Genomic DNA, 24,494 nt, shown 5'->3' with positions numbered 1-24,494 from the left:
CGAACTGTCAGGCTTATATTTGGTTTGGACACGTGCGACAGGACGGCTATCTCAAAATATGAAGCGACGGCATCTTAGCCGAACGGGTCCTGTATTTGGCGCGAAATGGCTGACAGTGACAGCATGATGGCGGATTACTACAGGCTGTCGCCGGCCGCTGGTATAGCCGCGCGGAAATACGCATGCAAGGCGCGGGCGCGCGACGTGCGCGGCCTTGCCGATCCTGGTGATATTCGCGGCAACGCCGGTGCGAACGAACGCGCGCACGCGCTTGCGTTCCGTTGTCCGCGCGTCCATTAGAATCGCTCAACGTCCACCACGCCGATTTCGTCCGTGCCCGCCGATCATCGTCTCGACCTGAACCTGTTCCGCGTGCTCGACGCCGTCTACGTGAACGGCGGCATCGGCGCGGCCGCCCGCGCGCTGCACCTGACGCAGCCGGCCGTCACGCATGCGCTCAACCGGCTGCGCGCGCATTTCGACGACCCGCTGTTCGTCCGCCAGGGCAACCGCGTCGTGCCGACCGAGCGCACGCGCGCGATCATCGCGGACGTGCAGCTTCACCTCGCCGGACTGCAGCGCACCGCGCGCGACCCGTCGGCATTCGACCCGGCGACGCTCGACCTGAGCATCGCGGTCGGCATTCGCGACGTGCTCGAATCGATCGCGCTGCCGCAGATCATCGCCGCGTTCGCCGACGAAGCGCCCGGCCTGCGGTTCGTGAGCCGCCGCGTCGCGGTGCACGACATCGAACGCGAACTCGCGTCGGGCAATCTCGATCTCGCCGTCGATCGACGCGTGCAAACCGGCCCGCGCATCGCGACCGAACACCTGCTCGACGATTCGCTCGTCGTCGCGATGCGGCACGATCATCCGCTCACGAGCGGCCCGCTGCGGCGCGCCGATTATTTCGCCGCGCGGCATATCGCGGTGTCGCCGCTCGGCGAACCGCAATCGCTCGACGTGCTGCTCGGCAACGACGGACGCTTCCGGCACATCCAGCTCGTGTGCCAGCATTATTTCGCCGCCTGCCAGATCGCGGCGGCGGGCGACCTGCTGCTGACGCTGCCGCGCTCGTATGCGCTGCGCATGGCGGCGTTGCTGCCGGTCGCCGTGCAGCCGCTGCCGCTGCGGCTCAAACCGTTTCCCCTGCTCGCGTACTGGCACGAATCGCGCGAGACCGACCGCGCGCATCAGTGGGTGCGCGAACGCGTCGCCACGCTCGTGCGCAGGACGGCCGGCGTCGCCGTCTGATCCCGTCGAGCCTCGTCGACGCTCGCAGCGCCCGCGGTTTTCGCCGGGACGGTATGCTGACGGCTCGTACGCCGCGCATCGTCGCGGCCCCCTCTTTCCCGCTTAACGGAGACTTGCCATGCCGCTCATCCACGCTGCCGCCACCCTCGCCGCCGACGCGCCCAACTACGTCGTCCAGCTGCAGGCCGGCACGCATGCGCTGACCGGCGACGAAGCGCCGCGCGAAGGCGGCCAGGGCCTCGGGCCGGCGCCGTTCGAGTTCGTGCTCGGCGGCCTCGCACAATGCACGGCCGCGACGCTGCGCATGTACATGCAGCGCAAGACGTGGCCGGCCGTGCGCATCGACGTGCACACCGAACTGCATGCCGATCGCGAAGGCCAGCAATACGTGCGCCGCACCGTCACGCTCGATGGTCCGCTCGACGACGCGCAACGCCAGCGTCTCGCGGAAATCTGCGAGAAGACGCCGGTGACGCTGTTCATCAAGCGCGGCACGCGCATCGAAACGACGCTGAACTGACGCGCGCCGTGCGGGGCGTGCCGGGCGTGCGGGGTCGGACGGGATTCGCACCGCAGCGCGGCACGCGATCGACGCGCAACAAACAAAACGGGCGGGCCGCGCACGATGCGCGGCCCGCCCGTTTGCGGATATCGTCCGGCGCTTACAGTCCGAGCGCGGACAGGTCCAGCTTGCCGTCCTTCACCGGCGGACACCAGAAATACGCGCCCGTCAGCGGCCGCGTGAAGCGGAACAGGCCGTCGACGATGCCGTCGTCCGCGCCGCTCATCCGGCGCATCTGCACGTCGAATGCGCGGAACGAACAACCGAACGCGACGAAGTAGAGCCCCGCGCGACGCGCATCGGACCACGGCGACGAACGGCGCAGCATGAACGCCTCCGGCTCGAAGCTCTCCTGCGCGGTGCGCTTCACGTGCGCGAACTCGGGGGCGTCGTCGAGTTCCTCGTTGTCCGAGCGGCGGCGCCCGATGATGTGATCCATGTCGCCCGACGCAATGCGTTCCATCTGGTCGAAGTCGTGCAGCCATTGCTGAACCGCGACGAAGCTCGAGCCGTCGAGCCCGGCGCCCTGCCCCGTGACGATCGCCGCGGCGAGCGCGTCGTCGCCGGTCGGGTTCTCGGTGCCGTCCTCGTAACCCGACAGGTCGCGATCGTTCGAATAGCGGAACCCGTCGACCGCGTCCTGCAGCGCGAATGCCGGCGCGAGCGCCCGCTCGATCGCCCGCGCGCGCAGCACGAGATCGCCGCGATCGTCGCCGCGCAGCCAGACCCATACGTCGGCCGGCGTGATCGGCAGCGTGCGGTCGTTCACCGCGAATGCCGGGAATTCGGTCAGGCCCGGCACCGGGCGCCCGAGGTGTGCGGCCAGCGCATGCCCGAAGCCGGCGACCGTGCCGCGCCCGTCGACGAGCTCGCGCAATGCCTTCAGCGCCGTTGCCACATTGGCGTTGTCCGAAATCGTGAAAGTGAGGTATCGGGCCGCCGTGTCGATCGGAGCCAGGATGCCTTGCTGAACGTCGCTCATCGTTTCCTCAGGAATGGTTCGGGGTGAATCCGCGGGGCCGCAGCGGCCGGCGCGCAACCGCAAAGTGTAATCGATGCGGCGCGCCGGTCCTTTTCCTGTAGAGCGCCGCACCGCGGAACCCGCGCGGGGAAAAGGGCCGACACGCGGCATGCCGACCGTATCGACGCTGCAACGCCGCATTCGTCAGACGTTGCGGCGCGTCCGGCACTGCTGATAAAACCCCTACACGTCTTTTCGATGTCCTTTCAACGTTCACTTCAGGGAGGTGCAGATGTTCCGAATGCCAGCAGCCTTCCCGAACGTGGTCCCACGACGCGGCTGATCCAGCCCGTCGTCCGCGCCGGCTCCCGGGTTCTCCGCTGACCCGCCGGCCCGCGCACTTTCCCGACAGCCCGTTTCATTCCGCCCGCGTCGTCCGCGCGGCCCGGCTGTTGCGTTTTCGACGTTCTCCGAACCGGAAAGTCCCGTCGCGCGATGCGCCGGGCAACGACACATGACCAGAAAAACCACCCATCTGGGCGGCCAGGCATTCCAGGCCGTCTTCGGCTTCACTTTCCGCTACTGGCGCAAGCAGCCGGTGCGCATCGCGACGATCACCGCACTGGCGCTGCTCGGTGCGCTCGCCGACGTGCTCACGCCGCTGTTCGCCGGGCGCCTCGTCGATGCGCTGTCGACCGGCCTGACCGACCGCGCCGCCGCGTGGCATTCGGCCGTCGCCGCGTTCGGCACGCTGGCCGCGCTCGGCATCGCCGCGACGCTGCTGCGGCAAGGCGTCTACCTGAACATCATCACGCTCACGCTGAAGATGATGAGCGAGATCGCCGCCGCGTCGTTCCATCGCGTGCAGCGCTTCTCGACCGACTGGCACGCGAACAGTTTCGCGGGGTCGACCGTGCGCAAGATCACGCGCGGGATCTGGGCGCTCGACCTGCTGAACGACACGGTGCTGATCGCGCTGCTGCCGTCCGTCACGATGCTCGTCGGCGCGACCGTGCTGCTCGGCACGCACTGGCCGGTGATGGGGTTCGTCGTCGGCGCGGGTTCGCTGCTGTACATCTCGGTGACGGTCGCCGTGTCGCTCGGTATCGTCGCGCCGGCCGCGCGGCTCGGCAACATGTGGGACACCCGCATGGGCGGCGCACTCGCGGACGCGGTGAGCTGCAACGCAGTCGTCAAGGCGTTCGGCGCGGAAACGCGCGAGGAAGCGCGGCTCGCGCGCGTGATCGGCAAGTGGCGTCAGCGCACGCGCCGCACGTGGGTGCGCGGCACGCTCAACGGCGGGCTGCAGGGGGCGATGCTCGTCGCGATGCAGGCGGCGATGATCGGCGTCGCGCTGCGGCTGTGGGCGAACGACGAAGCGAGCGTCGGCGATATCGCGTTCTCGCTGACGATGTTCTTCATGCTGCAGGGCTACCTGCGCGACGTCGGCATGCATATCCGCAACCTGCAGCGCTCGGTCAACGACATGGAAGAGCTCGTCGCGCTCGAGCGCCAGCCGCTCGGCATCGACGATCGTCCCGGCGCGCATGCCATCCGGATCGGGCAAGGCGAGATCCGCTTCGAGCACGTGACGTTCCGCTACGGCAATCATCCGGTACCGCTGTACGACGACTTCTCGATGCGCATCGCGCCCGGCGAGCGCGTGGGCCTCGTCGGTCATTCCGGGTCGGGCAAGACGACGTTCATCAAGCTGATCCAGCGCCTGTACGACGTGTCGGGCGGCCGCATCACGATCGACGGCCAGGACATCGCGCAGGTGCGGCAGGATTCGCTGCGCAGCCAGATCGCGATCGTGCAGCAGGAGCCCATGCTGTTCCACCGCACGCTTGCGGAGAACATCGCGTATGCACGCCCCGACGCGAGCCGCGCGGAGATCGAGCGCGCCGCGCGTCTGGCCAGCGCGCACGACTTCATCGTCGCGCTGCCGGACGGCTATGACACGCTCGTCGGCGAGCGCGGGATCAAGCTGTCGGGCGGCGAGCGCCAGCGCGTCGCGATCGCGCGTGCGTTCCTCGCGGATGCGCCGATCCTGATCCTCGACGAAGCGACGTCGAGCCTCGACAGCGAAAGCGAGTTGCTGATCCAGCAGGCGATGGAACGGCTGATGGTCGGCCGCACGACGCTCGTCGTCGCGCACCGGCTGTCGACGGTGCGCTCGCTCGACCGCCTGCTCGTGCTCGATCGCGGCAAGGTGATCGAGGAAGGCAGCCACGACACGCTGATCCGCATCGACGGCGGGACGTATCGCCGGTTGTTCGAGCGGCAGGCACTGGAGCTGGCAAAAGGCTTGATCGATTCGCCGCGTCGCACGGCGGACGATGCTGCCGGGCCGCTGGGAGCGCCGGCACAGGCTTGATGGAAACCCGTTCGCAACCGGGTACGCGGCGCACCGCCACCGCGTGCCCGGTTGTTTCGACGGGAATCGGCGTGCGTGAACACCGCCTGCAACGAACCCGGCCCCGACACGGCCCGCCGCGATCACTTATCATACCGGCCAGGCAATTCGCGACGAAAGGCAGATCATGTTTACAGGCATCGTTCAGGGTGTTGGCGTCATCAAGGCCATCAAGGATCACGGCGAACTGAGAACGTTCAGCATCGAATTTCCCGACCGGTTTACCGCCGACATCGAGATCGGCGCGAGCGTCTCGGTCGACGGCGTCTGCCTGACGGTGACGACCATCCACTCGCCGGTGCTGATCGACTTCGACGTGATGTTGCCGAGCCTGCGAATCACCACGCTGGCCGACCTGACGACCGGCGCCCGGGTCAACGTGGAGCGGGCCGCGAAGGACGGCGCGGAAATCGGCGGACATCCGCTGTCCGGTCACGTCGACTTCATGGGGACCATCCTGCACATCGCGTCGTCCGAACACAACCGGATGATCCGCATCGGCGTGCCGGCCGATTTCAAGCGCTATGTCTTCGCGAAGGGCTATATCGCGATCAACGGCTGCAGCCTGACCGTGTCGGACGTCAATCGCGACGAAGGCTGGTTCGAGGTCTGGCTGATTCCCGAAACGCGCCGCGCCACCACCTTCGATGCGAAAGGCGTCGACGACAAGGTCAATATCGAGATCGAGCGCAGCACCCAGGTCGTCGTGGATACGATCCGCGAGTCGGTCAAGGAAACGCTCGGGGAGCTGACCGGCGTCGTCACGACGTTGCTCGCGGAGAAGGGCATCGACATCGAGGAACTGCTCGCACGGAACGTCGCGCGGCTGCCGAAGCAGTAACGGGCCGCCCTGTTCCCGGTAATGGGCGGGGTCCCCGGGTAGCGATTTGCGTCGACACGCCCTGCCCGGCCGCCCCACGCGGCGGCTTCACTCCGCCTCCACCTGCGCGCCCTTCCCCACCGCCACCCGCTGCGACCGATAGATCCCCGCGTGCCCGGAAAACAGATAGGCGACCACGCAGGCCACGATCGCATACACGCCGACATCCGCGCCGAACAGTTCGATCGCCATGATCGTCGACGCGATCGGCGTGTTGGCCGCCCCGGCGAATACCGCGACGAAGCCGAGCCCTGCGAGCACCGGCACCGGTAGCGCAAGCACCTGCCCGAGCGCGTTGCCGAGCGTCGCGCCGATGTAGAACAGCGGCGTCACTTCGCCGCCCTTGAATCCCGACGCGAGCGTGACGACGGTGAACGCGAACTTGCCCGCGAAATCGTAAGCCGGCAGCGGCCCGTGAAACGCGGCCTCGATCGTCGGAATCCCGAGACCGAGATACTGCGGCACGTTCAGTACGGTAGCCGCCACGGCCACCAGCACGCCGCCGAGCACCGGCTGCAGCGGCGCATGGCGGACGACGCGCCGGAACCACGCGGTCAGCGCATGCGTGGCGAACGCGAACAGCCGGCCGACGACGCCGAACGCGACACCCGCGACGACCGTCGCGGCCAGCCGCGTCGCCGAGACGGCCGGCACGAACGGAATCGCATAGACGGTGTGATGCACGCCCCACGCGCGGCACACGACATCCGCGACGATCGCGGACGCGACGCAGGTCAGCAGCGCGTCGTACCGGACGCGGCCGATCGCGAGCACCTCGAGCCCGAACACGGCGCCCGCGAGCGGCGTACCGAACACCGACGAGAACCCGGCCGCGATGCCGCCCATCAGCAGCACGCGCCGATGCTCGCGATCGAGCCGGAACAGGTGCGTGATGCGATCGGCGAGCGCGCCGCCCATCTGCACGGCCGTCCCCTCGCGCCCGGCCGATCCGCCGAACAGGTGCGTGACGACGGTCGCGACGAGCACGAGCGGCGCCATCCGCTTCGGCACGAGCGCCTTCGGGTCGTGAATCTCGTCGATCAGCAGGTTGTTGCCGCGTGCGACCGACTGGCCGAACCGGTGGTAGACCCAGCCGGTCGCGAAGCCGGCGGCCGGCAGCCCCCACAACAGCAATGGATGCGCGACGCGCGTGCCGGTCGCCCAGTCGAGCGCGAGCAGGAACAACGCGGAAGCCGTGCCGGCCAGCGCGCCGAGCAAGGCCGAGAGCGCGAGCCAGCGGCACACGTAGCGCACGGTCGCGAAAAAATCGGCAGAAGTCGAGAAAAACATGATTTCCAGATTCGACAGGACATCAAAACCTGGGCGGCAGAATACCGCATGGATGGCCTGCGACCTCCTGACGACCCAGGAACACGCAGGCATCATCAGCCGAGCAAACCGGCGGTTGAGGGCCGAACCGCACGCCAGGCGCCGGGATCGACCGCAGGGAGGCATGCCATCTCCGCTGGCGGCAATTGTACGCGACGCCGCACATCGCACGCAATGCGGCCCCGGCCGGGTCGCCGCGCACCGTCAGTCGAGCGGCAGGCGCGTCACGCGCGAGATCAGCTGCGGCGCGATCCGGTCGAGCGGCAGGATCGCGGACGCCGCGCCGATCGCCGCGGCCGCCTTCGGCATCCCGTAGACGGCGCTCGTCGCCTCGTCCTGCGCGATCGTGTAGCACCCCTTCGCGCGCATCGCCTTCAGCCCCAGTGCGCCGTCGCGCCCCATCCCGGTCAGCAGCACGCCGAGCGCGTCGCCCTGCCAGCCGTCGGCGACGCTGTTGAAGAACACGTCGATCGACGGCCGGTACGGCGTCTCGGCCGGATGCCGCGTATAGCCGAGCACGCCGCGCGGCGACAGGCACAGGTGGTCGTTGGACGCCGCGAGCAGCACCTCGCCCGCCTGCGGCACGCCGCCCGGCCGCGCGACGCGCACGGGCAGCCGCGTATAGCCGTCGAGCCACTCCGCCATGCCGAGCGCGAACGCCTGGTCGACATGCTGCACGATCACGAGCGCGGCCGGAAAATCGGCCGGCAGCGCGCGCAGCAGCGCGGTGAGCGCGGTCGGCCCGCCCGCCGACGCGCCGATCGCGACCAGCGTCGGCTGGCCACGCGCAGGTGCCGGCACGGGCGGCACGAGCGTCGCGGTCCGGCTTTCGAGCAGCCGGCCGATCTGGTCGATCTTCGCGAGCAGCGGCTGCGGCGCGGCGTCCGACGGCAGGCCGAGCGCGAGCGTCGGCGTGTCGACCGCGTCGAGCGCGCCGGCGCCCATTGCCTCGTAGACCGACGACGTGTTCGCGCTGACGCTCGCGGTCACGATCAGGATCGCGCACGGCGCACGCGCCATGATCTGCCGCGTCGCGGCCACGCCGTCGAGCTTCGGCATCACGAGGTCCATCAGCACCAGGTCGGGCGGATGCGCGACGCAGAAATCCACGGCCTCGTCGCCGTCGGTTGCCACCCACAGCACGCGGTGATCGCTGCGCCGCGCGATCACGCGGCGCAGCGCCTCGACGGCAAGCGGCAGATCGTTGACGATGCCGATGTTCATCCGCGTGCCCCGCCGATCAGGTCGTGCACCGCATCGAGCAGCGCCTCGTCGTGGAAACTGCTCTTCGCGAGATAGTAGTCGGCGCCGGCATCGAGCCCGCGCCGGCGATCCTCGTCGCGATCCTTGTACGACACGATCATCACGGGCACTCGCTTGAGCGCCGGATCGCTCCTGATCAGCGTGACGAGCTCGATCCCGTCCATGCGCGGCATGTCGACGTCGGTGACGACCAGATCGAACGCATCGCTGCGCACCGCGTTCCAGCCGTCCATCCCGTCGACCGCGACGGTCACGTCGTAGCCGCGCTTTTCCAGCAGCTTGCGTTCGAGCTCGCGCACCGTCAGCGAATCGTCGACGACGAGCACGCGGCGGCGCCGGTCGGCTCGCGCGAACTGGGGATCGCGCGTGAGTTTCGCGAGCTGGCCGCCGCGCACGAGCTTGTCGACGGAACGGATCAGGTCCTCGACATCGACGATCAGCACCGGGTCGCCGTTCTCGAGCAACGCCCCGGCCGCGATGTTCTGGATCTTCTGCAGGCGGCTGTCGAGCGGCTGCACGACGAGCATCCGTTCGCCGAGGAAGCGATCGACGGCGACGCCGTACAGCTCGGGCTCGCCGCCGACGACCACGACCGCCGTGCTCGTGCGTGCGACGGCGGGCTCACCTGCATCGAGCAGCTGATGCGCGCCGACGAGGCCCGCACGCCGGCCGTCGAACGGAAAATGCGGCTGTCCTTCGAGCACGTCGATGTCGTCGTGCGAGAGTTCGAGCGTGCGGCGCACGTGCGCGAGCGGGAACGCGTACGGCTCGCCGCCGACCTCGACCAGCAGGCTTCGGATCACCGACAGCGTGAGCGGCAACTGCAGCACGAAGCGCATGCCCGCGCCGGGCTCGTTGAAGATGCGCACCGCGCCGCGCACGCCGCGCACCATCTCCTGCACCGCATCGAGGCCGACGCCGCGCCCCGACACGTCGGTCACCGCATCGCGCATCGAGAAGCCCGGCAGCAGCAGGAATTCGAGCAGTTCCGGATCGGACAGCCGGGCGGCCGTCTCGTCGTCGGTCAGGCGCTGGCGCACGACCGCCGCGCGCAGCGCGTCCATGTCGACGCCCGGCCCGTCGTCGATCACGCTGACGAGCAGCGAGCCGGCGCTATGGCGCGCTTCGAGCGTCACGCTCGCCTCGGCCGGCTTGCCGCGCGCGCGGCGCGCGTCGGGCGAGTCGACGCCGTGATCGATCGCGTTGCGCAGCAGGTGGCCGAGCGGCGCGTCGAGCAGGTCGAGGATGTCGCGGTCGACCTGCGTGCCTTCGCCGACGATCGAGAAGCGCACCTGCTTGCCGAGCGAGCGCGCGAGATCGCGGACGATGCGCGGATACGCGCGCGTCGCGTCGCCGAACGGGCGCATCCGGCACTGAAGTGCCTCGTCGTACAGCTGCTCGGCGATATGCGTGCTGCGCCGCTCGAAGCGGTCGAATTCTTCCATGCGCTCGGCGAGCGAACGCTGCAGGTCGTTGAGCATGTGCCGCACTTCGTTGACCGACGTGAGCACGCCCGCATCGAGCTCGTCGGCGAACCGTTCGTACAACAGATCGAGCGAGCGGGCCGCATCGCGCTGCGCGCGCTTCACGCGCAGCATCGATTCCGCGAACGGCTTGAGCCAGCGCGATTCGACGAGCGACTCGCCGGACAGGCTCAACAGCCGGTTCAGCGTATCGGCCCGCACGCGGCGCATCGCCCCCGCGCCGGCCGCACGGCCGGCCGGGACCGGATCGGGCACGGCCGCCGACAGGGCGAGCGGCGGCACCGCGGCGCCGGCCCCCACGGGCTCGTTGGCGGCGCCGTCGTGATCGCGAAACGGCACGCTGGACGGCGGCGCCGGCGGCGGCGCGAAGGCCGGTGCCGGCATCGCGTGCGCGCCGTCGGCGCCCGTGAGCGCCAGCGCGAACGCCTCGATCTCCGTCGACGACACCGGCTGCGCCTGCGGATCGGCGACACGCACCAGCAGGTCGACGCCGGCGAGCAGCACGTCGACATGCGTGGCCGTCAGTGCGATGGTGCCGGCCTGCGCGGCGACGAAGCATTCTTCCATCCGCCCCGCGATCTCGACGCCGAGCGGCACGCCGACGATGCGCGCGGCGCCCTTCAGCGAATGCGCGGCGCGCATGCACGCCTCGAGCGCGACGGAATCGGGCTCGCCCGATTCGAGCGCGAGCAGGCGTTCGGACAGCGCCTGGGTCTGCGTGCGCGTCTCCTCGCGATACAGCTCGAGCAGCGACAGGTGGCTCAGATCGTCATCGCCGCTCATCGCATGCTCCGTGTGACGGCGTCGAACAGCCGGTCATCGTCGAGCAGGCCGACCGACTTGCCGCGCCACGACAGCACGCCGCGCGACAGGCCGGCGCTCGCACGCCCGACCGTCGCCGGCACGGGCACCCATTCGGATGCGCCGAAGCGCAGCACGCCCTCGACTTCGTCGACCGGAAACACCACGGGCTCGCCCTGGTGCGCGGCGACCAGCAGTCGCGTGAAACGGCCGTCGCTGCCGCCGGTGCCGCTGCCGCCATTGCCCGCCTCGAGGCCGAGCAGCGCGCCGATCGAGATCGCGATGCGCAGCGTGCCGCGAATGTTGACCACGCCGCGCACGGCCGAATGGCGGCGATACGGCAGCGAATGGATCCGGCGCGTGCCGGCGATCTCGCGCAGCACGCCGATCGGCAGCGCAAGCCATTCGTCGGCGACGCGAAACGCCAGCGCCGCCTGGCGCGTATCGTCGGCGCCGTGCGCGCCGGTCGCATCGAACGCGCTGATCCGCCGCGTGGCGTCGGCCATCTCGGCGACGCCGAGCGGGCGTTCGAGCAGTTTCGCCGCGTGATACGCGTAGACCGGGCAGTTCAGGCAGCGCAGGCAGTCGGCCAGTCGCTCGCACGAGCGGTCGCCGCGCGTGCCGATCCGGTTCCAGCAATCGTCGACGCCGATCGTCGTGTCGTCAGTGGCAACGGCGTCGCGGTTCATTCTTTCCTCGGTCATCCCGATGTCGGCTCCCAACCCGTATTCTCATCATCCTGCCGAGCGCCGCGCACGCTCGAGCAGCCATTGCGCGCCGGCGCCATCGCCGCCGACGTCGAGCAAGGTCGCGAGATGCGTCAGCGCTTCGTGGTGCGTCGGCCGCAGGTACAGCGCCTTCCGGTAGAAGTCGCCTGCTTCCGCGACACGCCCGCACGCATCCGCGATCAGCCCGTTCAGGTAGAACGCGTCCGCGTGCGGGCCGGCGTGCGCGGAGAACCGCGCGAGCACGCGCTCGGCCTCGTCGAACGCACCCGCGTTGGCCAGCGCCTGCGCTTCCTCGAGCGTCGGTGCGGCGCCGTCGGCGAGCGGTGCCGCCGGCGCGGGCACGTTGGCTGCGTTGGCCGCGTTGGCTGCGTTGGCCGCGTTGGCTGCGTTGGCTGCGTTGGCCGCATTGGCTGCATTGGCTGCGTTGGTCAGCGAGCCGGCGCGCATGTCGGCCAGCGGCTCGAACGCCGTCGGGCGCTCGGCCGGCGCGAGCCCGGCGGGCGACGGCGCGCTACCGCTCCACGTCGGCGGCACGACGGCCAGCAGCGGGCGCGCCGCGGCGGGCGGCGCCACCGTCAAGCGCTCGGCGCGCCGGTACGGCGCAACCGCGGGCGTGGGCGCAGCATGCCGCGCCGCGCTCGCGTCCGCCGCCGCCGCGCCCGCGCCCGCGCCGCCATGATCGCGATGAAACGCGAACGCCAGCGGCACGCGCGCCGAACGCATCCCGTGCCGCATCGCAACGCCCGTTTCGGCCGGACCGACGAACAGCATCCCGTCGTCGGCGAGCCAGCTTTCGAGCGAACCGATCACGCGGTCCTGCGCGTCGCGGTCGAAGTAGATCAGCACGTTGCGGCAGAACACGAAATCGTAGCGAATGCCCGTATCGACGCCCGGTTCGATCAGGTTCGCCTGGCGAAACTGAACGCGCGCGCGCACGCGCTCGTCGAGCAGCCAGCCGTCGGCGGCCGGCGTGAAGTAGCGGGCGCGGAACTCGGTCGCCGTGCCGCGAAACGCATTGCGCCCGTAGCAGCCGAGCCGCGCCTGTTCGATCGCGCGCGCGCTCAGGTCGATCGCGTCGATCGTGAAGCTGGCCGGATCAAGCCCGGCGTCGAGCAGCGCCATCGCCGCCGAATACGGCTCCTCGCCGGTCGAGCACGGCGCGCTCAGCACGCGGATCACGCGCCCGGGCGTCGCGGCAAGCCGCTCGACCGCAAGCCGCGCGAGCGTCACGAACGCCTCGCGATCGCGGAAGAACCACGTCTCCGGCACGACGAACAACTCGATCAGCGCGCGCCGTTCGTCGGCCGACGCGTTGAGCTGCTGCCAGTAGGCGTCGAGCGCTTCGGGCGTGACGGGCGGCCGCGCCGCCGACGGCAGCCGCTCGCCGTCGCCCTGCAGCGCATGCACGCGCTCGGTCAGCGCGCGGCTCAGGAAATCGTTGCCGAGCGAATCGGGGTCGATGCCGGTCTCGCGCAGCAACCAGCCGCGAAATCGCGAATCGGACTCTTTCATGCGGACTCCCCTCCGTGGCCGGGCAGGCCGTCGAACAGATACAGGCGCGCAACGTCGTCGATCAGATCGGATACCGACACCTGCTGCACGATTCCGTCGGGCGTGTTCGCGACGTGCCCGAGCCAGCGCGTGCGCGCGGTCGACACGCCGCTGGCGCGAAATGCCGTGCGGTCGATTCGCAGCGTCTGCGTCGCGCGCTCGACGATCAGGCCGATCACGCGCTCGCGGTCGAGCGGCTCGACGCGGTAGCGCACCATCACCAGCCGCGTCGAACGCAGCGCATGCGCTCGCCGCCCGAGCGCCAGCATCGGCACGTCGATCACGGGCACCGGCTGACCGCCGCGCATCAGCAGCCCGGCGATCCAGTCGGGCGCGCCGGGCACGACCTTGGTGGTCGCGAGCGGCAACACTTCGTCGATGTCGGCCGCGTCGAGCGCATAGCGCTCGCCGTCGAGCTCGAACATCAGGAACAGCGCATGCGCGCCGCCGTGCGACTCGGCGCGCGTCACGCGTCGACCTTGAAGCGCGACACGCTGGTGCGCAACTGGTTCGCGACGAGTGTCAGGTCATCGATCGCCTGCGACGACTGGCGCAGCGATTCGGCCGTCTGCTGCGCGGCTTCCGACAGCTGCGACAGCGCCTGCGTGATCTGCTCCGCGCCGTTCGCCTGCGTCTGCATCCCTTCGTTGACCATCTGGAAGCGCGGCGAGAGCGTCTGCACCTCGGCGATGATCTGCGACAGCTGCCCGCCGACCTGCTGCACGTCGAGCATCCCCCGGCGCACTTCCTCGGAGAACTTGTCCATCCCCATCACGCCCGCCGACACGGCCGACTGGATCTCCTTCACCGTCTGCTCGATGTCGTAGGTCGCGACCGCCGTCTGGTCGGCGAGGCGGCGGATCTCGGTCGCGACGACCGCGAAGCCGCGGCCGTACTCGCCGGCCTTCTCGGCCTCGATCGCCGCGTTCAGCGACAGCAGGTTGGTCTGGTCGGCCACCTTGGTGATCGTCGCGACGACCTGGTTGATGTTCAGCGCCTTCTCGTTGAGGATCGCGAGCTTCGCGTTCACCGAACCGGCCGCGTCCATCACGCTGCGCATCGTCTCGCCCATCCGCGTGAGGCCGCTCTGGCTCGCGCCCGCGAGCGTCGCGGATTGTTCGGCCACGCCGGCCACCTCGTTCATCGTGCGCAGCAGGTCGCGCGAGGTCGCGAAGATCTCGCGCGACGTCGCGCCGATCTCGGTCGTCGTCGCCGCGGTTTCATTGGCAGTCGCCTGCTGCTCGCGCGACGTCGCCGCGATTTCGGCCACCGACGTCGTCACCTGCAGCGACGACTGCTGCGCGCGCGCGACCAGCTCGGTCAGTTCGTCGGCCATCCGGTTGAAGCCCGTCTCGAGCGTGCCGAACTCATCATGGCGGCGCAGGTCGAGGCGGCGCGTCAGGTTGCCGGTGCGCATCACGTCGTGCACTTCCACGAGTCGCGCCATCGGCACCGTGACCGCGCGGAACAGCCCGTAGCCGAGCGCGAGCGCGGACAGCAGCACGATGCCCAGCGCCAGCGCGAGCACGACCTCGGTGTCCTGCACGGACTGGCGAATCAGCTTCGCGGAGTTGTCGGCGAACTTGCGGTTCTCCTGCACCAGGACGTTCGCGTTGCGCACGACCTCGGTCCACACGGGCAGCGTCCGCGCGTAGGCTGCGACGGCTTCCTCGCGCGACACGTGGCTCTTCTGGATCGCATCGTTGAGCAGCGGTACGTAGCGGTCGTAGGAACCGCGGAACGTCGAGAAACGCTGCCGGTCGTCATCGCGGAACGTCGTGTTCTGGTAGTCGACCGACAACGACTCGACCTCCTTGAGCGCCTCGGCAATCTTCGCGAAATCGCGCTGCACGAGTTCGGAATCGGTATCGACGAAGGTCGCCTGCTGCAGCATCGCGAACGATTCGTTGACCGATCCGCGCAGCGACGCCGCGAGATAGACGCCGGGCAGCGAGTCGCGTTCGATGCTGATGGCTTCGGTGTTGATCGCATGCAGACGCTCGTAGGACACGCCGGCGGTGACCAGCATCAGCACAAACAGCACGCCGAAGCTGAGCAGGATGCGGTTGCCGAGCGTCAGCCGGCCAGCGCCGATCGTCGGATGCAGGCTTTCATTGGTCGCGCGGGGCGTCACGGTGGCCATGTTCGTTATGGGCTTTCTAAAATCAGCGTTGAAAAAAACCGCGCCCGCCTGCGCGCCGCACGGCGCGCCACGAGCGCATCGGGGTCTGCGGGCGGCACGGCACCGGCGGGCCGCGCCGCGAAATCACCGGTCCGCTTGCGCCGGCAGCCGAAGCGCGACCATGAAGCCGCGCGCCGTATTGCGCATCAGGATCTGGCCGCGATGCCGCGCGGCCGTCGCGCGCACGAATGCAAGCCCGAGGCCGAAGCCGCTGCGCGCCGCGCCGTGCACGGATTCGAGCCGCACGAACGACTCGGTCGCGGCGGTGCGCTGCTCGGGCGCGATACCGTTGCCGGCATCCTCGACGCCGATCAGCAGGGCACCGTCGTCGTCGCCCAGCGTGCAATGCACGTCCGTGCCGGCCGGACCGTATTTCAGCGCGTTGTCGATCAGGTTCGCGACCGCGCGCGTGAGCATCATGCGGTCGCCCATCGTCACGCACTCGGTGTCGGGCACGTGGGCCACGACGCGGCTGCCGAAGCCGGCCGCCCTCTCCCACAGCTGGTCGACGGCGTCGAGCACGATCTCGTTGAGACTCAGGACCTCGTGCGCGCGGCGTTCCGACTGCGCGCGGGTCAGGTGGATGAAGCCGTCGGCAAGGGCCAGCGCGCGCCGCGCATGGCCGGCAATGCGCTCCATGATCGCCGGCATGTCGCCGTGCTCGGTCCGGTAAACCTCGAGCAACGCGAGGATCGACGTCTGCGGCGAGCGCATGTCGTGCGACAGGAAATCCAGCGCTTCGTCGCGCTGCCGCGACATCAGGTACGAATTCGAGTGATAGCGGATGCGCGCCGTCAGCTCCATCGCGTCCGGGAGCTTCACAAGATAGTCGTTCGCACCGGCGATGAACGCCTCGCGCTTGACGATCGGCTCCTCTTTCGCCGACAGCACGATGATCGGCACGCGGGCGGTGTCGGCGTCCGCGCGCCACGCGCGAACGAGGTCGAGGCCGTCGATTTCCGGCATCACGAGATCCTGCAGGATGACCGTCGGCTTCACGTCGCGCGCGACCGCCATCGCCCGGTGCGCGTCGGTGCACACATGCAGGTCGATATCGTGCTCGCTGCGCAGCGCGCGGCGGATCACCTCGCCCACGAACGGCTGATCGTCGACGAGCAGAACCGATAGCCCCGACTCGAGACAATCCGGCGCATTTTCACCGCTCGATTCTTTCATAAATACCGTTTCAAACGCCAAATCTCCAATTGATTCTTTCATAGGAGTTGTTTATCCGACTTGGACGCCATCTTAATTTAGCGGTTGAGAAATCCGCCTGTTGTTGCCGACCTGGCCTGTCGGCATTGCCTCACGGGGATCCGAGCGCCGATTTTCCCCCGACGACGGTCGCATTACCTCCGCGTGCTTTCTCTCAATAAAGATAACCGGCTGATTCTAAATGAAATTAGAACACAGCATCTATCTCCTTCCGGTTTAGTTTTGCCAAATATGGTGAAAGAGAGGGATTCAGTTAAATCAGATCATTTCCGGACGCGAAAGACGATAACGTTTGCGAAGCCGGTGCCACGAGGCTTGCATGCGCTGCAAGTCTCGCGTGTCGGAGGTATTGGGGCCGGACTCCGATGCGACGGAATCGGGGGAGATGGAGGGAGAAAGTCGCGCGTCGCGACCGGATCGGCCGCGACGCGAACGCCCCGGGGGCGTGGCCGGCCGGAACCGGCAACCGCACCAGCGAGGGCCGTGCGGCAGCCTACCCGCGCGCGTGCTGCGCGGACACTTCCTGCAGATCGAGATCACGCTCGAGCATGTGCAGCATCTCGTCGTGGATGCGGCCCGAACGATGCAGGCGCAACAATTCCGCACGTCCGGCCTTGATCGCGGCCAGCACGACGTCGTAGTGCGCGGTGCGCACCTCCGCCGGATACGCAGGCTCGTTCTTCGCCCGCTCGGTCAGCTGCGCGCGATACGTGTATTGCTCCAGCAGGCGCGGGTGAATCACGTTGCCGCGCTCGTCGCGCACCAGCGGCTGGATCGCCGCGAGCTGCGCCGCCTCGACATGCGCCCACGCCATCGGCTCGGTCAGGTGATGCGCGGCGCGCGCTTCGTGCTGAGGCAGGCGCAGCAGCCGGATCAGCGGCCCGATGGTCGTGCCCTGCAACAGCACGGTGACGAGGATCACCGCGAACGACGCGACCAGGATCACGTCGCGGCCCGGCATCGCCTCCGGCAACGACAACGCGATCGCCAGCGTCACGACCCCGCGCATCCCGGCCCAGCTCATGATCGTCGCGGCCTTCCAGTCGGGTGCGAAACCGCGCCCGACGATCCCGCGCACCGGCAGCTTCAGCGCCTCGACCGCGTAGACCCACACGAAGCGCGACACGACCACCGCCGCCAGCACCGCGAGCACCGGCGGCACCATCGTGGCGAGCACCTGCTCGAAACCGCCGAGCCGGTGGATCGCGCCGCGCAGCGACAGCCCGATCAGCACGAACACCATCGCCTCGAGCAGGAACACGATGACCTGCCAGAACGCGGTGCCGCGCGTGCGCACGGCGGCCGAAAACACCTCGTGCTGATGCCAGCCGACGATCATGCCGGCCGTCACCGTCGCGATCACGCCCGACACCTCGACCATCTCGCCCGCGATGTATGCGATCCAGCCGGCGATCACCGCGACGGTAATCACCAGATAGTCGTCATCGAGCAGCTTCAGGAACCACACGACGAGCTTGCCGACCAGGTAGCCGACCACGACACCGCCGAGCCCGAGCTCCGCGAAGCGCACGACCGCGTGCTCGAAACTGAACGCACCCGTCAGCGCGGCGGCGACCGCGAAGCGGAACAGCACCAGGCCGGCCGCGTCGTTCAACAGGCTTTCGCCTTCGAGCAGCACCATCAGCCGGCGCGGCAGCGCGACGCGTTCGAGCACCGCCTTCGCGGCCACCGCGTCGGGCGGCGACACGATCGCGCCGAGCGCGAAGCATGCGGCCCACGGCAGCGACGGCACGACCCAGTGCACGGCAAAACCAACCGCGAACGTCGTGAACACCACCGCGCCGATCGCAAGCATCAGGATGCCGCCGACGTTGCGCTTGAACTCCTCCCATACGGAGAAATACGCGCCGTCCATCAGCAGCGGCGGCAGGAACACGAGCAGCACGAGCTCCGGATCGAGGTTGATCGGCGGCAGACCGGGAATGAACGCGATGCCGATGCCGCCGATCAGCAGCGCGGCCGCAGGCGGCAACCGCAATCGCTTGGCGATGCATTCGAGCGCGACGATCGCGAGAAACGACAACAGAACCAGCTTGAATGCCGAGACGGGGGACATGAATCGACCTCGTGAAGAATGAATGCGCACGCCAACCGGTGTCGTACCCTGGTTGGCCATTTCGCGCGATTACATCACGATGCGATGCCGGGAGTCGAGCGCGTTCGGCAGGCGCGGCGCGCGGTGCCGCATCGATACCACACGGCGGGGAGTCGGCGCGCCCGTCCGCAGCTGTCGAAATGAAAAACGGCACGCGGGCCGGCGCGATCCCGCGATCGCCCGCCCGCGTGCCGTCTTGCCGCCTGCGATCGCGCTAGCGGCGCCGCACGACCATCAGCCGCGGCTCGGTCATGTCCTCGATCGCGTAGCGGATCCCTTCGCGGCCGAGCCCCGAGTCCTTCACGCCGCCATACGGCATGTTGTCGACCCGGAACGACGGCACGTCGTTGATCACGACGCCTCCCACCTCCAGCTCGTCCCACGCGCGCTGCGCATGCGCGAGCGAATCGGTGAACACGCCGGCCTGCAGCCCGAAGTCGCTGTCGTTCACGCGCGCGAGCGCATCGTCGAAGCGGTCGAACTTCTCGAGGATCGCGACCGGGCCGAATGCCTCCTTGCGGTACAGGTCCTGCTCGCGGCCGACATTTTCCAGCAGCGTCGCCTCGAACATCGCGCCGTCGACCTTGCCGCCCGCGACGATCTTCGCGCCCGCCGCGACGGCTGCATCCATCCAGCCGGACAGCCGGCGCGATTCGGATTCGGAGATCATCGGGCCGACGAACGTCGACGGATCCTTCGGATCGCCCATCTTCAGCGAACGCGTCTTCGCGATCAGCTTGTCGCGCAGCGCGTCGTACAGATCCGCATGCACGAGGATCCGCTGCACGCCGATACAGCTCTGGCCCGACTGGTAATACGCGCCGAACGCGAGACGCTCGACCACGTAGTCGAGCTGGCCGCGCTGATCCGCGTCGACGATCGCCGCCGCGTTGCCGCCGAGTTCGAGCACGACTTTCTTCTTGCCGGCCTTCTCCTTCAGCGCCCAGCCTACGGCCGGCGAGCCCGTGAACGACAGCAGCTTGAAGCGCTCGTCGGTCGTGAACAGGTCCGCGCCGTCGCGATGCGCGGGCAGCACCGAGAACGCGCCCTTCGGCAGGTCGGTTTCCGCGAGCACCTCGCCGATGATCAGCGCGCCGATCGGCGTGCGGCTCGCGGGCTTCAGCACGAACGGACAGCCGGCGGCCAGCGCGGGGGCGACCTTGTGCGCGGCGAGGTTCAGCGGGAAGTTGAACGGCGAGATGAACGAGCACGGGCCGATCGGCACGCGCCGCGTATAGCCCGTGTAGCCTTGCGCGCGCGCCGAGATCTCGAGGTTGATCACTTCGCCATCGATGCGCACCGACTCCTCGGACGCAACGCGGAACGTATCGATCAGCCGCGTCACTTCGCCCTTCGAATCGTTGATCGGCTTGCCGGCCTCGATGCACAGCGCCTCGGCCAACTCGTCGAAACGCTCGCGAAAGCGTGCGACGCAGTGGTCGAGCACCGCCTGCCGCTTGTAGGCCGGCAACTCGCGCATCGGCTTCGCGGCATCGACCGCCGCGCCGATGGCCGCATCGATCGCCTTCGCGTCGGCGAGCGCGACGCGCGTCGCGACCTTGCCGCTGAACTTGTCGGTCACGTCGAGATCGGTGTTCGCGTAGACGGCTTCGTTGGCCAGGTAATACGGATAGGTATCCTTCAACATGGAACGCTCCTTCCGGTGAACTGCGGATTCAGAGTTGCGCCGACAGGCGCTTGATTTCGCGGTTGAGCACGCGCTCGTTGTCCGAATAGTCGATCGGCACGTCGATCACATGCACGCCCGGCGTCGCGAAGCAGTCGCGCAGCAGCGGCTCGAGATCGTCGGCCGCTTCGACGCGATGCCCATGCGCGCCGTAGCTCTGCGCATACGACACGAAATCGGGATTCTTCAGCGTCATCGCGAAATCGGGGAAATTCATGTTCTCCTGCTTCCAGCGGATCATCCCGAACGCATCGTCGCGCAGGATCATCACGACGAGGTCGAGCTTCAGCCGCACGGCCGTTTCGAGTTCCTGCGAATTCATCATGAAGCCGCCGTCGCCGCACACGGCGATCACCTTGCGCTGCGGATGCACGATCTTCGTCGCGATCGCCGACGGCAGGCCCGCGCCCATCGACGCGAGCGCGTTGTCGAGCAGCAGCGAGTTCGGTTCGTGCGCACGCCAGTAGCGCGCGAACCAGATCTTGTACATCCCGTTGTCGAGGCAGACGATCCCGTCGAGCGGCAGCGCGTTGTACAGGTCGTTCACGATCCGCACCGGATACATCGGGAAGCGCGGGTCGTGCTGGCCCTTCTGCAGGTGTGCGTCGAAATGCTCCTTGATCATCGTGAAGCGCTCGAAATCCCAGTGCGGCTGGGGCGTCACCGCTTCCTTCATCTGCCACACCGCGTTCGCGATGTCGCCGACCACCTCGATCTGCGGGAAATAGACGGGATCGACCTGTGCGCCGAGGAAGTTCACGTGGATCACCGTTTTGTCGTCCGCGCGCATGAAGAACGGCGGCTTCTCGATCACGTCGTGGCCGACATTGATGATGCAGTCCGCATGCTCGATCGCGCGATGCACGAAGTCGCCGTCCGACAGCGTCGCGTTGCCGAGCCACAGCGGATGCGTTTCGTCGATCACGCCCTTGCCCATCTGCGTCGTGAAGAACGGGATGCCCGTCTTGTCGACGAATTCGAGCAGCATCTTGCAGGTCGTCTTGCGGTTGCCGCCCGCACCGATCATCAACAGCGGATGGCGCGCGGCCTGGATCGCGTCGATCGCGTGCGCGACCGCCTTCTCCTCGGCAATCGGCCGCCGGCTGTAGCTGCGCGGAATCGGCTTGCCGTCGCCTTCCTCGTGCGCGATGTCCTCCGGCAGTTCGAGGTGCGCGGCGCCCGGACGCTCCTCCTCCGCGCGGCGAAACGCCTCGCGCACCGCAGACGGAATGTTGCCGATCGACACGATCTGCCGCGTGAACTTCGTCAGCGGCTGCATCATGTCGACGACGTCGACGATCTGGAAGTGGCCCTGCTTGCTGGACTTGATCGGCTTCTGCCCGGTGATCATCAGCATCGGCATGCCGCCGAGCTGCGCATACGCGGCGGCCGTCACGAAGTTGGTCGCACCCGGCCCGAGCGTCGCGAGACACACGCCGGTGCGGCCCGTCAGGCGACCGTAGGTGGCGGCCATGAATCCGGCCGCCTGCTCGTGCCGGGTCAGCACGAGCTTGATCTTGGATCGCCGCAGCGATTCGAGCAGATCGAGGTTTTCCTCGCCGGGAATGCCGAACACGTACTCGACGCCTTCGGCTTCCAGCGCCTTCACGAACAGATCCGATGCTTTCATGGGGACTCTCGGTTGATGCCGCCTGCCCGGCTTACGGGCGCGCGACGTTCAGAACGCGCGCCGGCCTACGGCACGCGGACGCTTTACCTACTGGACACAAACCACGACATGGCACGCGCGCGGCAAGCACGCGCGATCGACAAGGACGTTTTTGATTGTAGACGGATTCGCGCAATCCCGACTTCGACCGAATGGCCGGGGCCGGCCTCGCAACAGGGTCGGCCTGACGGCCAATTCGACGTCAAACGGCGCGCGCGGTCCTACTGTAGGGGCACCCGAATTCCATTCATCGAACCTGTGAACCATGGTTGACATGCTGCGATCCATGCCATACAGTGCACCTACATTCAGTATCCGGACCACCGACGTCTTCGACGCGTGGTTTGCCGGCCTGCAGGATCGCGTCGCGAAGCGCCGCATCCAGGCGCGCATCGACCGTCTGTCGATGGGCAATCCAGGCGACTGGAAATCCGCCGGCTCCCCCGTCGTCGAAACGCGTATCGATCACGGGCCCGGCTATCGCGTCTACTACGTCAGGCGCGGAACGATATGGGTGATCCTGCTCTGCGGCGGCGACAAGTCGACGCAACAGGCGGACATCCGCGCCGCGCACGCGATGCTCGCGCGGCTCGACCTGGAGTGATCGATGGACAAGATCAAGACCCGGCCGTGGGATTCGGCCGAACACCTGAAAACCGACGACGACATGGCCGACTACTTCGAGGCCTGTCTGCAGGAAGGCGGCGACGACCCGGCCTTCATCGCGCATGCGCTCGGCGTGATCGCCCGCGCGCGCGGCATGTCGCAGGTCTCGCGCGACGCGGGCCTGTCGCGCGAAGGGCTGTACAAGGCGCTGTCGCATGACGGCAATCCGAGCTTCGGCACGATCCTGAAAGTGATCAAGGCGCTCGGCCTGCAACTGCACGGCGCGAAGGCGCACGCGTGATTCGCCGGCGCGCGCGGCCGCGCCAGGTGCGCGATGGCCACGTCAACGCAGCCATCCGCCAGCCCAATGCGGCACCAGCGACACCAGGTACAGCCCGAGCCCGATCAACCCGCCGACCAGCGTGCCGTTGATGCGGATGTACTGCAGGTCCTTGCCGATGTTCAGCTCGATCTGCCGCGACATTTCGCGCGCATCCCAGTTGCGAACCGTATCGCGGATGTGACGCATCAGGAAATCCGCGAAATCCGGTGCGATCTCGTGCACGGCCTTCTCGATATGCTCGTTCAGCGACGCGCGCAACGCCGGGCTTTCAGCAAGCCGCGCGCCGAGCCAGCCGCCCAGCGTCGCGGCCTGTCGGTGCAGCGACGAATCCGGGCGCGCGAGATCGGCCTTCAGCCACGCGCGCAACTGGTCCCACAGATCGCGCGCATAGTCGTTGAACGCGTCGCCATCGCGGATGTAGCGCTTGATCTCGTCGCCCTTCGCGATGAACACGGGATCATGCTTCAGCCGCTCGGTCAGCCGCACGACCGTGCGGTCGAAGCGCTGCCGCAGTTCGTGTTCGGGATCGGCCGCCACCCCCTCGAGCACGCGGCTCACCGCGCTCGCCAGCATGCGCGCGCCGTTCTCGCCGAACCACTGCGTCGGCATGATCTTCTCGACCTTCGGATATTGCGTCTTCAGCCATTCGACGATGAAGCCCGCGATCACCTCGCGGTTCTCCTCCTTGTCGAGCACGTCGACCACCTGTTCGATCGCGTCGTCGAGCAGCGCCTGGTGCCGGCCGTCCTTCGTCAGCGTGTCGAGGATCGCGCCGGCCGATTGCGACAGGTCGATCCGGTCGATCACCGCGCGGAACGCATCGTGGACGAACGACTGGATCCGCGCGTCGTCGGTCATGTCGAGCGCGAAGCTCATCAGCTTCGTCACGTAGCCGCCGAGCGCGTCGGTGTTCGCCGGTTCGCCGAGCCATGCGCCGAGCTTGCTGGCTGGATCGTGCTGGCGAATCTGCGCGGCGAGCGCGTCGGGGCCGAGGAATTTCTCGCGCACGAACACCGCAAGGTTGTCGGCGATCTTGTCCTTGTTCTTCGGAATGATCTCGGTGTGGCGCGACACGAACGGGATCGGCACGCGCCGGAACAGCGCGACGACCGCGAACCAGTCGGCCAGCGCGCCGACCATCGCGGCCTCGGCCACCGCCTTGAAACCGTCGACCCACGGGCCGCGCGGCAGCAGGATCGTCGTGACGAACACCGCGACGGCGGCCAGCAGCAGCCATAGCGCGCGGCGCTTGCTGCGTTTCAGTTCGAGGGCTTTGTCTGGCGTCATGGGCGACCGGTGAAACGGCAATGCCGCTAATATGCACCGATCGCCGGCCCGCGACAAACCCGCGCGCATCGCGCGCGCCGGGAAGGTTGTCCGGAACGGCGTTCCTTCGATCTACCGTCCGGCTGCCCGCCGCCGGACGCCGACGCGAACCCGGCCACGC

Annotated in this window: 19 protein-coding genes and 1 riboswitch; of the genes, 6 read left to right on the top strand and 13 right to left on the bottom strand. The window is 68.2% G+C overall.

The features are described 5' to 3' along the window. Nucleotides 1–333: 333 nt before the first annotated feature. The gene (locus LMA02_RS19090; RefSeq protein ID WP_228909392.1) at nucleotides 334–1,254 is read left to right on the top strand and encodes a LysR family transcriptional regulator; all 921 of its coding nucleotides are present in this window, start codon (nucleotides 334–336) and stop codon (nucleotides 1,252–1,254) included. A 118-nt stretch (nucleotides 1,255–1,372) separates the two neighbouring features. After that, nucleotides 1,373–1,774, top strand: coding sequence for an OsmC family protein (locus LMA02_RS19085; protein WP_228909391.1), 402 nt, complete (start codon nucleotides 1,373–1,375; stop codon nucleotides 1,772–1,774). A 142-nt stretch (nucleotides 1,775–1,916) separates the two neighbouring features. On the opposite strand, the gene LMA02_RS19080 is transcribed toward LMA02_RS19085, so the two are convergent. Continuing rightward, nucleotides 1,917–2,798: a Dyp-type peroxidase gene (locus LMA02_RS19080; protein ID WP_228909390.1), complete on the bottom strand. Its 882-nt coding sequence runs from the start codon at nucleotides 2,796–2,798 to the stop codon at nucleotides 1,917–1,919. Nucleotides 2,799–3,291: 493 nt separating this feature from the next. On the opposite strand from LMA02_RS19080, the gene LMA02_RS19075 reads away from it, so the two are divergent. Next, a complete protein-coding gene (locus LMA02_RS19075) occupies nucleotides 3,292–5,154 on the top strand; it encodes an ABC transporter ATP-binding protein (RefSeq protein ID WP_228909389.1) in 1,863 nt (620 codons plus the stop codon). A gap of 166 nt (nucleotides 5,155–5,320) precedes the next feature. Further along, nucleotides 5,321–6,034, top strand: coding sequence for a riboflavin synthase subunit alpha (locus LMA02_RS19070; RefSeq protein WP_228909388.1), 714 nt, complete (start codon nucleotides 5,321–5,323; stop codon nucleotides 6,032–6,034). 87 nt (nucleotides 6,035–6,121) lie between these two features. On the opposite strand, the gene LMA02_RS19065 is transcribed toward LMA02_RS19070, so the two are convergent. The 11 genes from LMA02_RS19065 to LMA02_RS19015 all read right to left on the bottom strand — a co-directional run bounded on the left by LMA02_RS19065 (nucleotide 6,122) and on the right by LMA02_RS19015 (nucleotide 22,059). Beyond that, nucleotides 6,122–7,363 carry a voltage-gated chloride channel family protein gene (locus tag LMA02_RS19065; protein ID WP_228909387.1) on the bottom strand — a complete coding sequence of 414 codons (1,242 nt, stop codon included), beginning with the start codon at nucleotides 7,361–7,363 and terminating at the stop codon, nucleotides 6,122–6,124. A gap of 79 nt (nucleotides 7,364–7,442) precedes the next feature. Beyond that, a riboswitch (Fluoride riboswitch) is annotated at nucleotides 7,443–7,546 on the bottom strand. A 60-nt stretch (nucleotides 7,547–7,606) separates the two neighbouring features. Then, entirely contained in the window at nucleotides 7,607–8,626 is a 1,020-nt protein-coding gene (locus tag LMA02_RS19060; RefSeq protein ID WP_228909386.1) for a chemotaxis response regulator protein-glutamate methylesterase, read from the bottom strand. Continuing rightward, complete coding sequence (locus tag LMA02_RS19055; protein WP_228909385.1) at nucleotides 8,623–10,932, bottom strand: hybrid sensor histidine kinase/response regulator; 2,310 nt, start codon at nucleotides 10,930–10,932, stop codon at nucleotides 8,623–8,625. The genes LMA02_RS19060 and LMA02_RS19055 overlap by 4 nt, the downstream gene beginning before the upstream one ends. Further along, a complete protein-coding gene (locus tag LMA02_RS19050; RefSeq protein ID WP_228909384.1) occupies nucleotides 10,929–11,639 on the bottom strand; it encodes a chemotaxis protein CheW in 711 nt (236 codons plus the stop codon). Before LMA02_RS19050 ends, LMA02_RS19055 begins: the two co-directional genes overlap by 4 nt. 45 nt (nucleotides 11,640–11,684) lie before the next feature. Further along, nucleotides 11,685–13,190, bottom strand: a complete 1,506-nt coding sequence (locus LMA02_RS19045) for a CheR family methyltransferase (protein WP_228909383.1) — start codon at nucleotides 13,188–13,190, stop codon at nucleotides 11,685–11,687. Beyond that, on the bottom strand, nucleotides 13,187–13,699 hold the full coding sequence (locus tag LMA02_RS19040; protein WP_006750237.1) for a chemotaxis protein CheW: 513 nt from the start codon (nucleotides 13,697–13,699) through the stop codon (nucleotides 13,187–13,189). The genes LMA02_RS19045 and LMA02_RS19040 overlap by 4 nt, the downstream gene beginning before the upstream one ends. Further along, nucleotides 13,696–15,372 carry a methyl-accepting chemotaxis protein gene (locus LMA02_RS19035; protein ID WP_228909381.1) on the bottom strand — a complete coding sequence of 559 codons (1,677 nt, stop codon included), beginning with the start codon at nucleotides 15,370–15,372 and terminating at the stop codon, nucleotides 13,696–13,698. Before LMA02_RS19035 ends, LMA02_RS19040 begins: the two co-directional genes overlap by 4 nt. 123 nt (nucleotides 15,373–15,495) lie before the next feature. Continuing rightward, entirely contained in the window at nucleotides 15,496–16,629 is a 1,134-nt protein-coding gene (locus tag LMA02_RS19030; RefSeq protein WP_166722199.1) for a hybrid sensor histidine kinase/response regulator, read from the bottom strand. 490 nt (nucleotides 16,630–17,119) lie between these two features. Beyond that, on the bottom strand, nucleotides 17,120–18,703 hold the full coding sequence (locus LMA02_RS19025; protein WP_228909377.1) for a Na+/H+ antiporter: 1,584 nt from the start codon (nucleotides 18,701–18,703) through the stop codon (nucleotides 17,120–17,122). 253 nt (nucleotides 18,704–18,956) lie between these two features. Next, nucleotides 18,957–20,390 carry an aldehyde dehydrogenase family protein gene (locus LMA02_RS19020; RefSeq protein WP_006756588.1) on the bottom strand — a complete coding sequence of 478 codons (1,434 nt, stop codon included), beginning with the start codon at nucleotides 20,388–20,390 and terminating at the stop codon, nucleotides 18,957–18,959. A 28-nt stretch (nucleotides 20,391–20,418) separates the two neighbouring features. Beyond that, complete coding sequence (locus LMA02_RS19015) at nucleotides 20,419–22,059, bottom strand: acetolactate synthase large subunit (protein ID WP_228909375.1); 1,641 nt, start codon at nucleotides 22,057–22,059, stop codon at nucleotides 20,419–20,421. Nucleotides 22,060–22,384: 325 nt separating this feature from the next. Here LMA02_RS19015 and LMA02_RS19010 point away from each other — a divergent pair, with 325 nt between their 5' ends. Both LMA02_RS19010 and LMA02_RS19005 read left to right on the top strand, forming a co-directional pair. Continuing rightward, on the top strand, nucleotides 22,385–22,702 hold the full coding sequence (locus tag LMA02_RS19010) for a type II toxin-antitoxin system RelE/ParE family toxin (protein WP_229050582.1): 318 nt from the start codon (nucleotides 22,385–22,387) through the stop codon (nucleotides 22,700–22,702). A 3-nt stretch (nucleotides 22,703–22,705) separates the two neighbouring features. Then, a complete protein-coding gene (locus tag LMA02_RS19005; protein WP_228909369.1) occupies nucleotides 22,706–23,005 on the top strand; it encodes an addiction module antidote protein in 300 nt (99 codons plus the stop codon). Between the two features lie 42 nt (nucleotides 23,006–23,047). Here the strand turns inward: LMA02_RS19005 and LMA02_RS19000 are convergent, their stop codons facing one another. Next, nucleotides 23,048–24,334: a DUF445 domain-containing protein gene (locus LMA02_RS19000; protein WP_228909367.1), complete on the bottom strand. Its 1,287-nt coding sequence runs from the start codon at nucleotides 24,332–24,334 to the stop codon at nucleotides 23,048–23,050. Nucleotides 24,335–24,494: the final 160 nt, after the last annotated feature.

The organism is Burkholderia sp. B21-005 (assembly GCF_020843965.1).
Classification (GTDB): Bacteria; Pseudomonadota; Gammaproteobacteria; order Burkholderiales; family Burkholderiaceae; genus Burkholderia; species Burkholderia ambifaria.
Note: the sequence above shows the minus strand (reverse complement) of the source record. Positions and strands in the feature narration are given on the sequence as shown.

Bases quoted from the DNA above. Each gene is read 5' to 3' on its own strand.
- LMA02_RS19085 (WP_228909391.1), top strand. From the start codon at position 1,373: ATGCCGCTCATCCACGCTGCCGCCACCCTCGCCGCCGACGCGCCCAAC.
- LMA02_RS19080 (WP_228909390.1), bottom strand. From the start codon at position 2,798: ATGAGCGACGTTCAGCAAGGCATCCTGGCTCCGATCGACACGGCGGCC.
- LMA02_RS19075 (WP_228909389.1), top strand. From the start codon at position 3,292: ATGACCAGAAAAACCACCCATCTGGGCGGCCAGGCATTCCAGGCCGTC.
- LMA02_RS19070 (WP_228909388.1), top strand. From the start codon at position 5,321: ATGTTTACAGGCATCGTTCAGGGTGTTGGCGTCATCAAGGCCATCAAG.
- LMA02_RS19065 (WP_228909387.1), bottom strand. From the start codon at position 7,363: ATGTTTTTCTCGACTTCTGCCGATTTTTTCGCGACCGTGCGCTACGTG.
- LMA02_RS19060 (WP_228909386.1), bottom strand. From the start codon at position 8,626: ATGAACATCGGCATCGTCAACGATCTGCCGCTTGCCGTCGAGGCGCTG.
- LMA02_RS19055 (WP_228909385.1), bottom strand. From the start codon at position 10,932: ATGAGCGGCGATGACGATCTGAGCCACCTGTCGCTGCTCGAGCTGTAT.
- LMA02_RS19050 (WP_228909384.1), bottom strand. From the start codon at position 11,639: ATGAACCGCGACGCCGTTGCCACTGACGACACGACGATCGGCGTCGAC.
- LMA02_RS19045 (WP_228909383.1), bottom strand. From the start codon at position 13,190: ATGAAAGAGTCCGATTCGCGATTTCGCGGCTGGTTGCTGCGCGAGACC.
- LMA02_RS19035 (WP_228909381.1), bottom strand. From the start codon at position 15,372: ATGGCCACCGTGACGCCCCGCGCGACCAATGAAAGCCTGCATCCGACG.
- LMA02_RS19030 (WP_166722199.1), bottom strand. From the start codon at position 16,629: ATGAAAGAATCAATTGGAGATTTGGCGTTTGAAACGGTATTTATGAAA.
- LMA02_RS19025 (WP_228909377.1), bottom strand. From the start codon at position 18,703: ATGTCCCCCGTCTCGGCATTCAAGCTGGTTCTGTTGTCGTTTCTCGCG.
- LMA02_RS19020 (WP_006756588.1), bottom strand. From the start codon at position 20,390: ATGTTGAAGGATACCTATCCGTATTACCTGGCCAACGAAGCCGTCTAC.
- LMA02_RS19015 (WP_228909375.1), bottom strand. From the start codon at position 22,059: ATGAAAGCATCGGATCTGTTCGTGAAGGCGCTGGAAGCCGAAGGCGTC.
- LMA02_RS19010 (WP_229050582.1), top strand. From the start codon at position 22,385: ATGCCATACAGTGCACCTACATTCAGTATCCGGACCACCGACGTCTTC.
- LMA02_RS19005 (WP_228909369.1), top strand. From the start codon at position 22,706: ATGGACAAGATCAAGACCCGGCCGTGGGATTCGGCCGAACACCTGAAA.
- LMA02_RS19000 (WP_228909367.1), bottom strand. From the start codon at position 24,334: ATGACGCCAGACAAAGCCCTCGAACTGAAACGCAGCAAGCGCCGCGCG.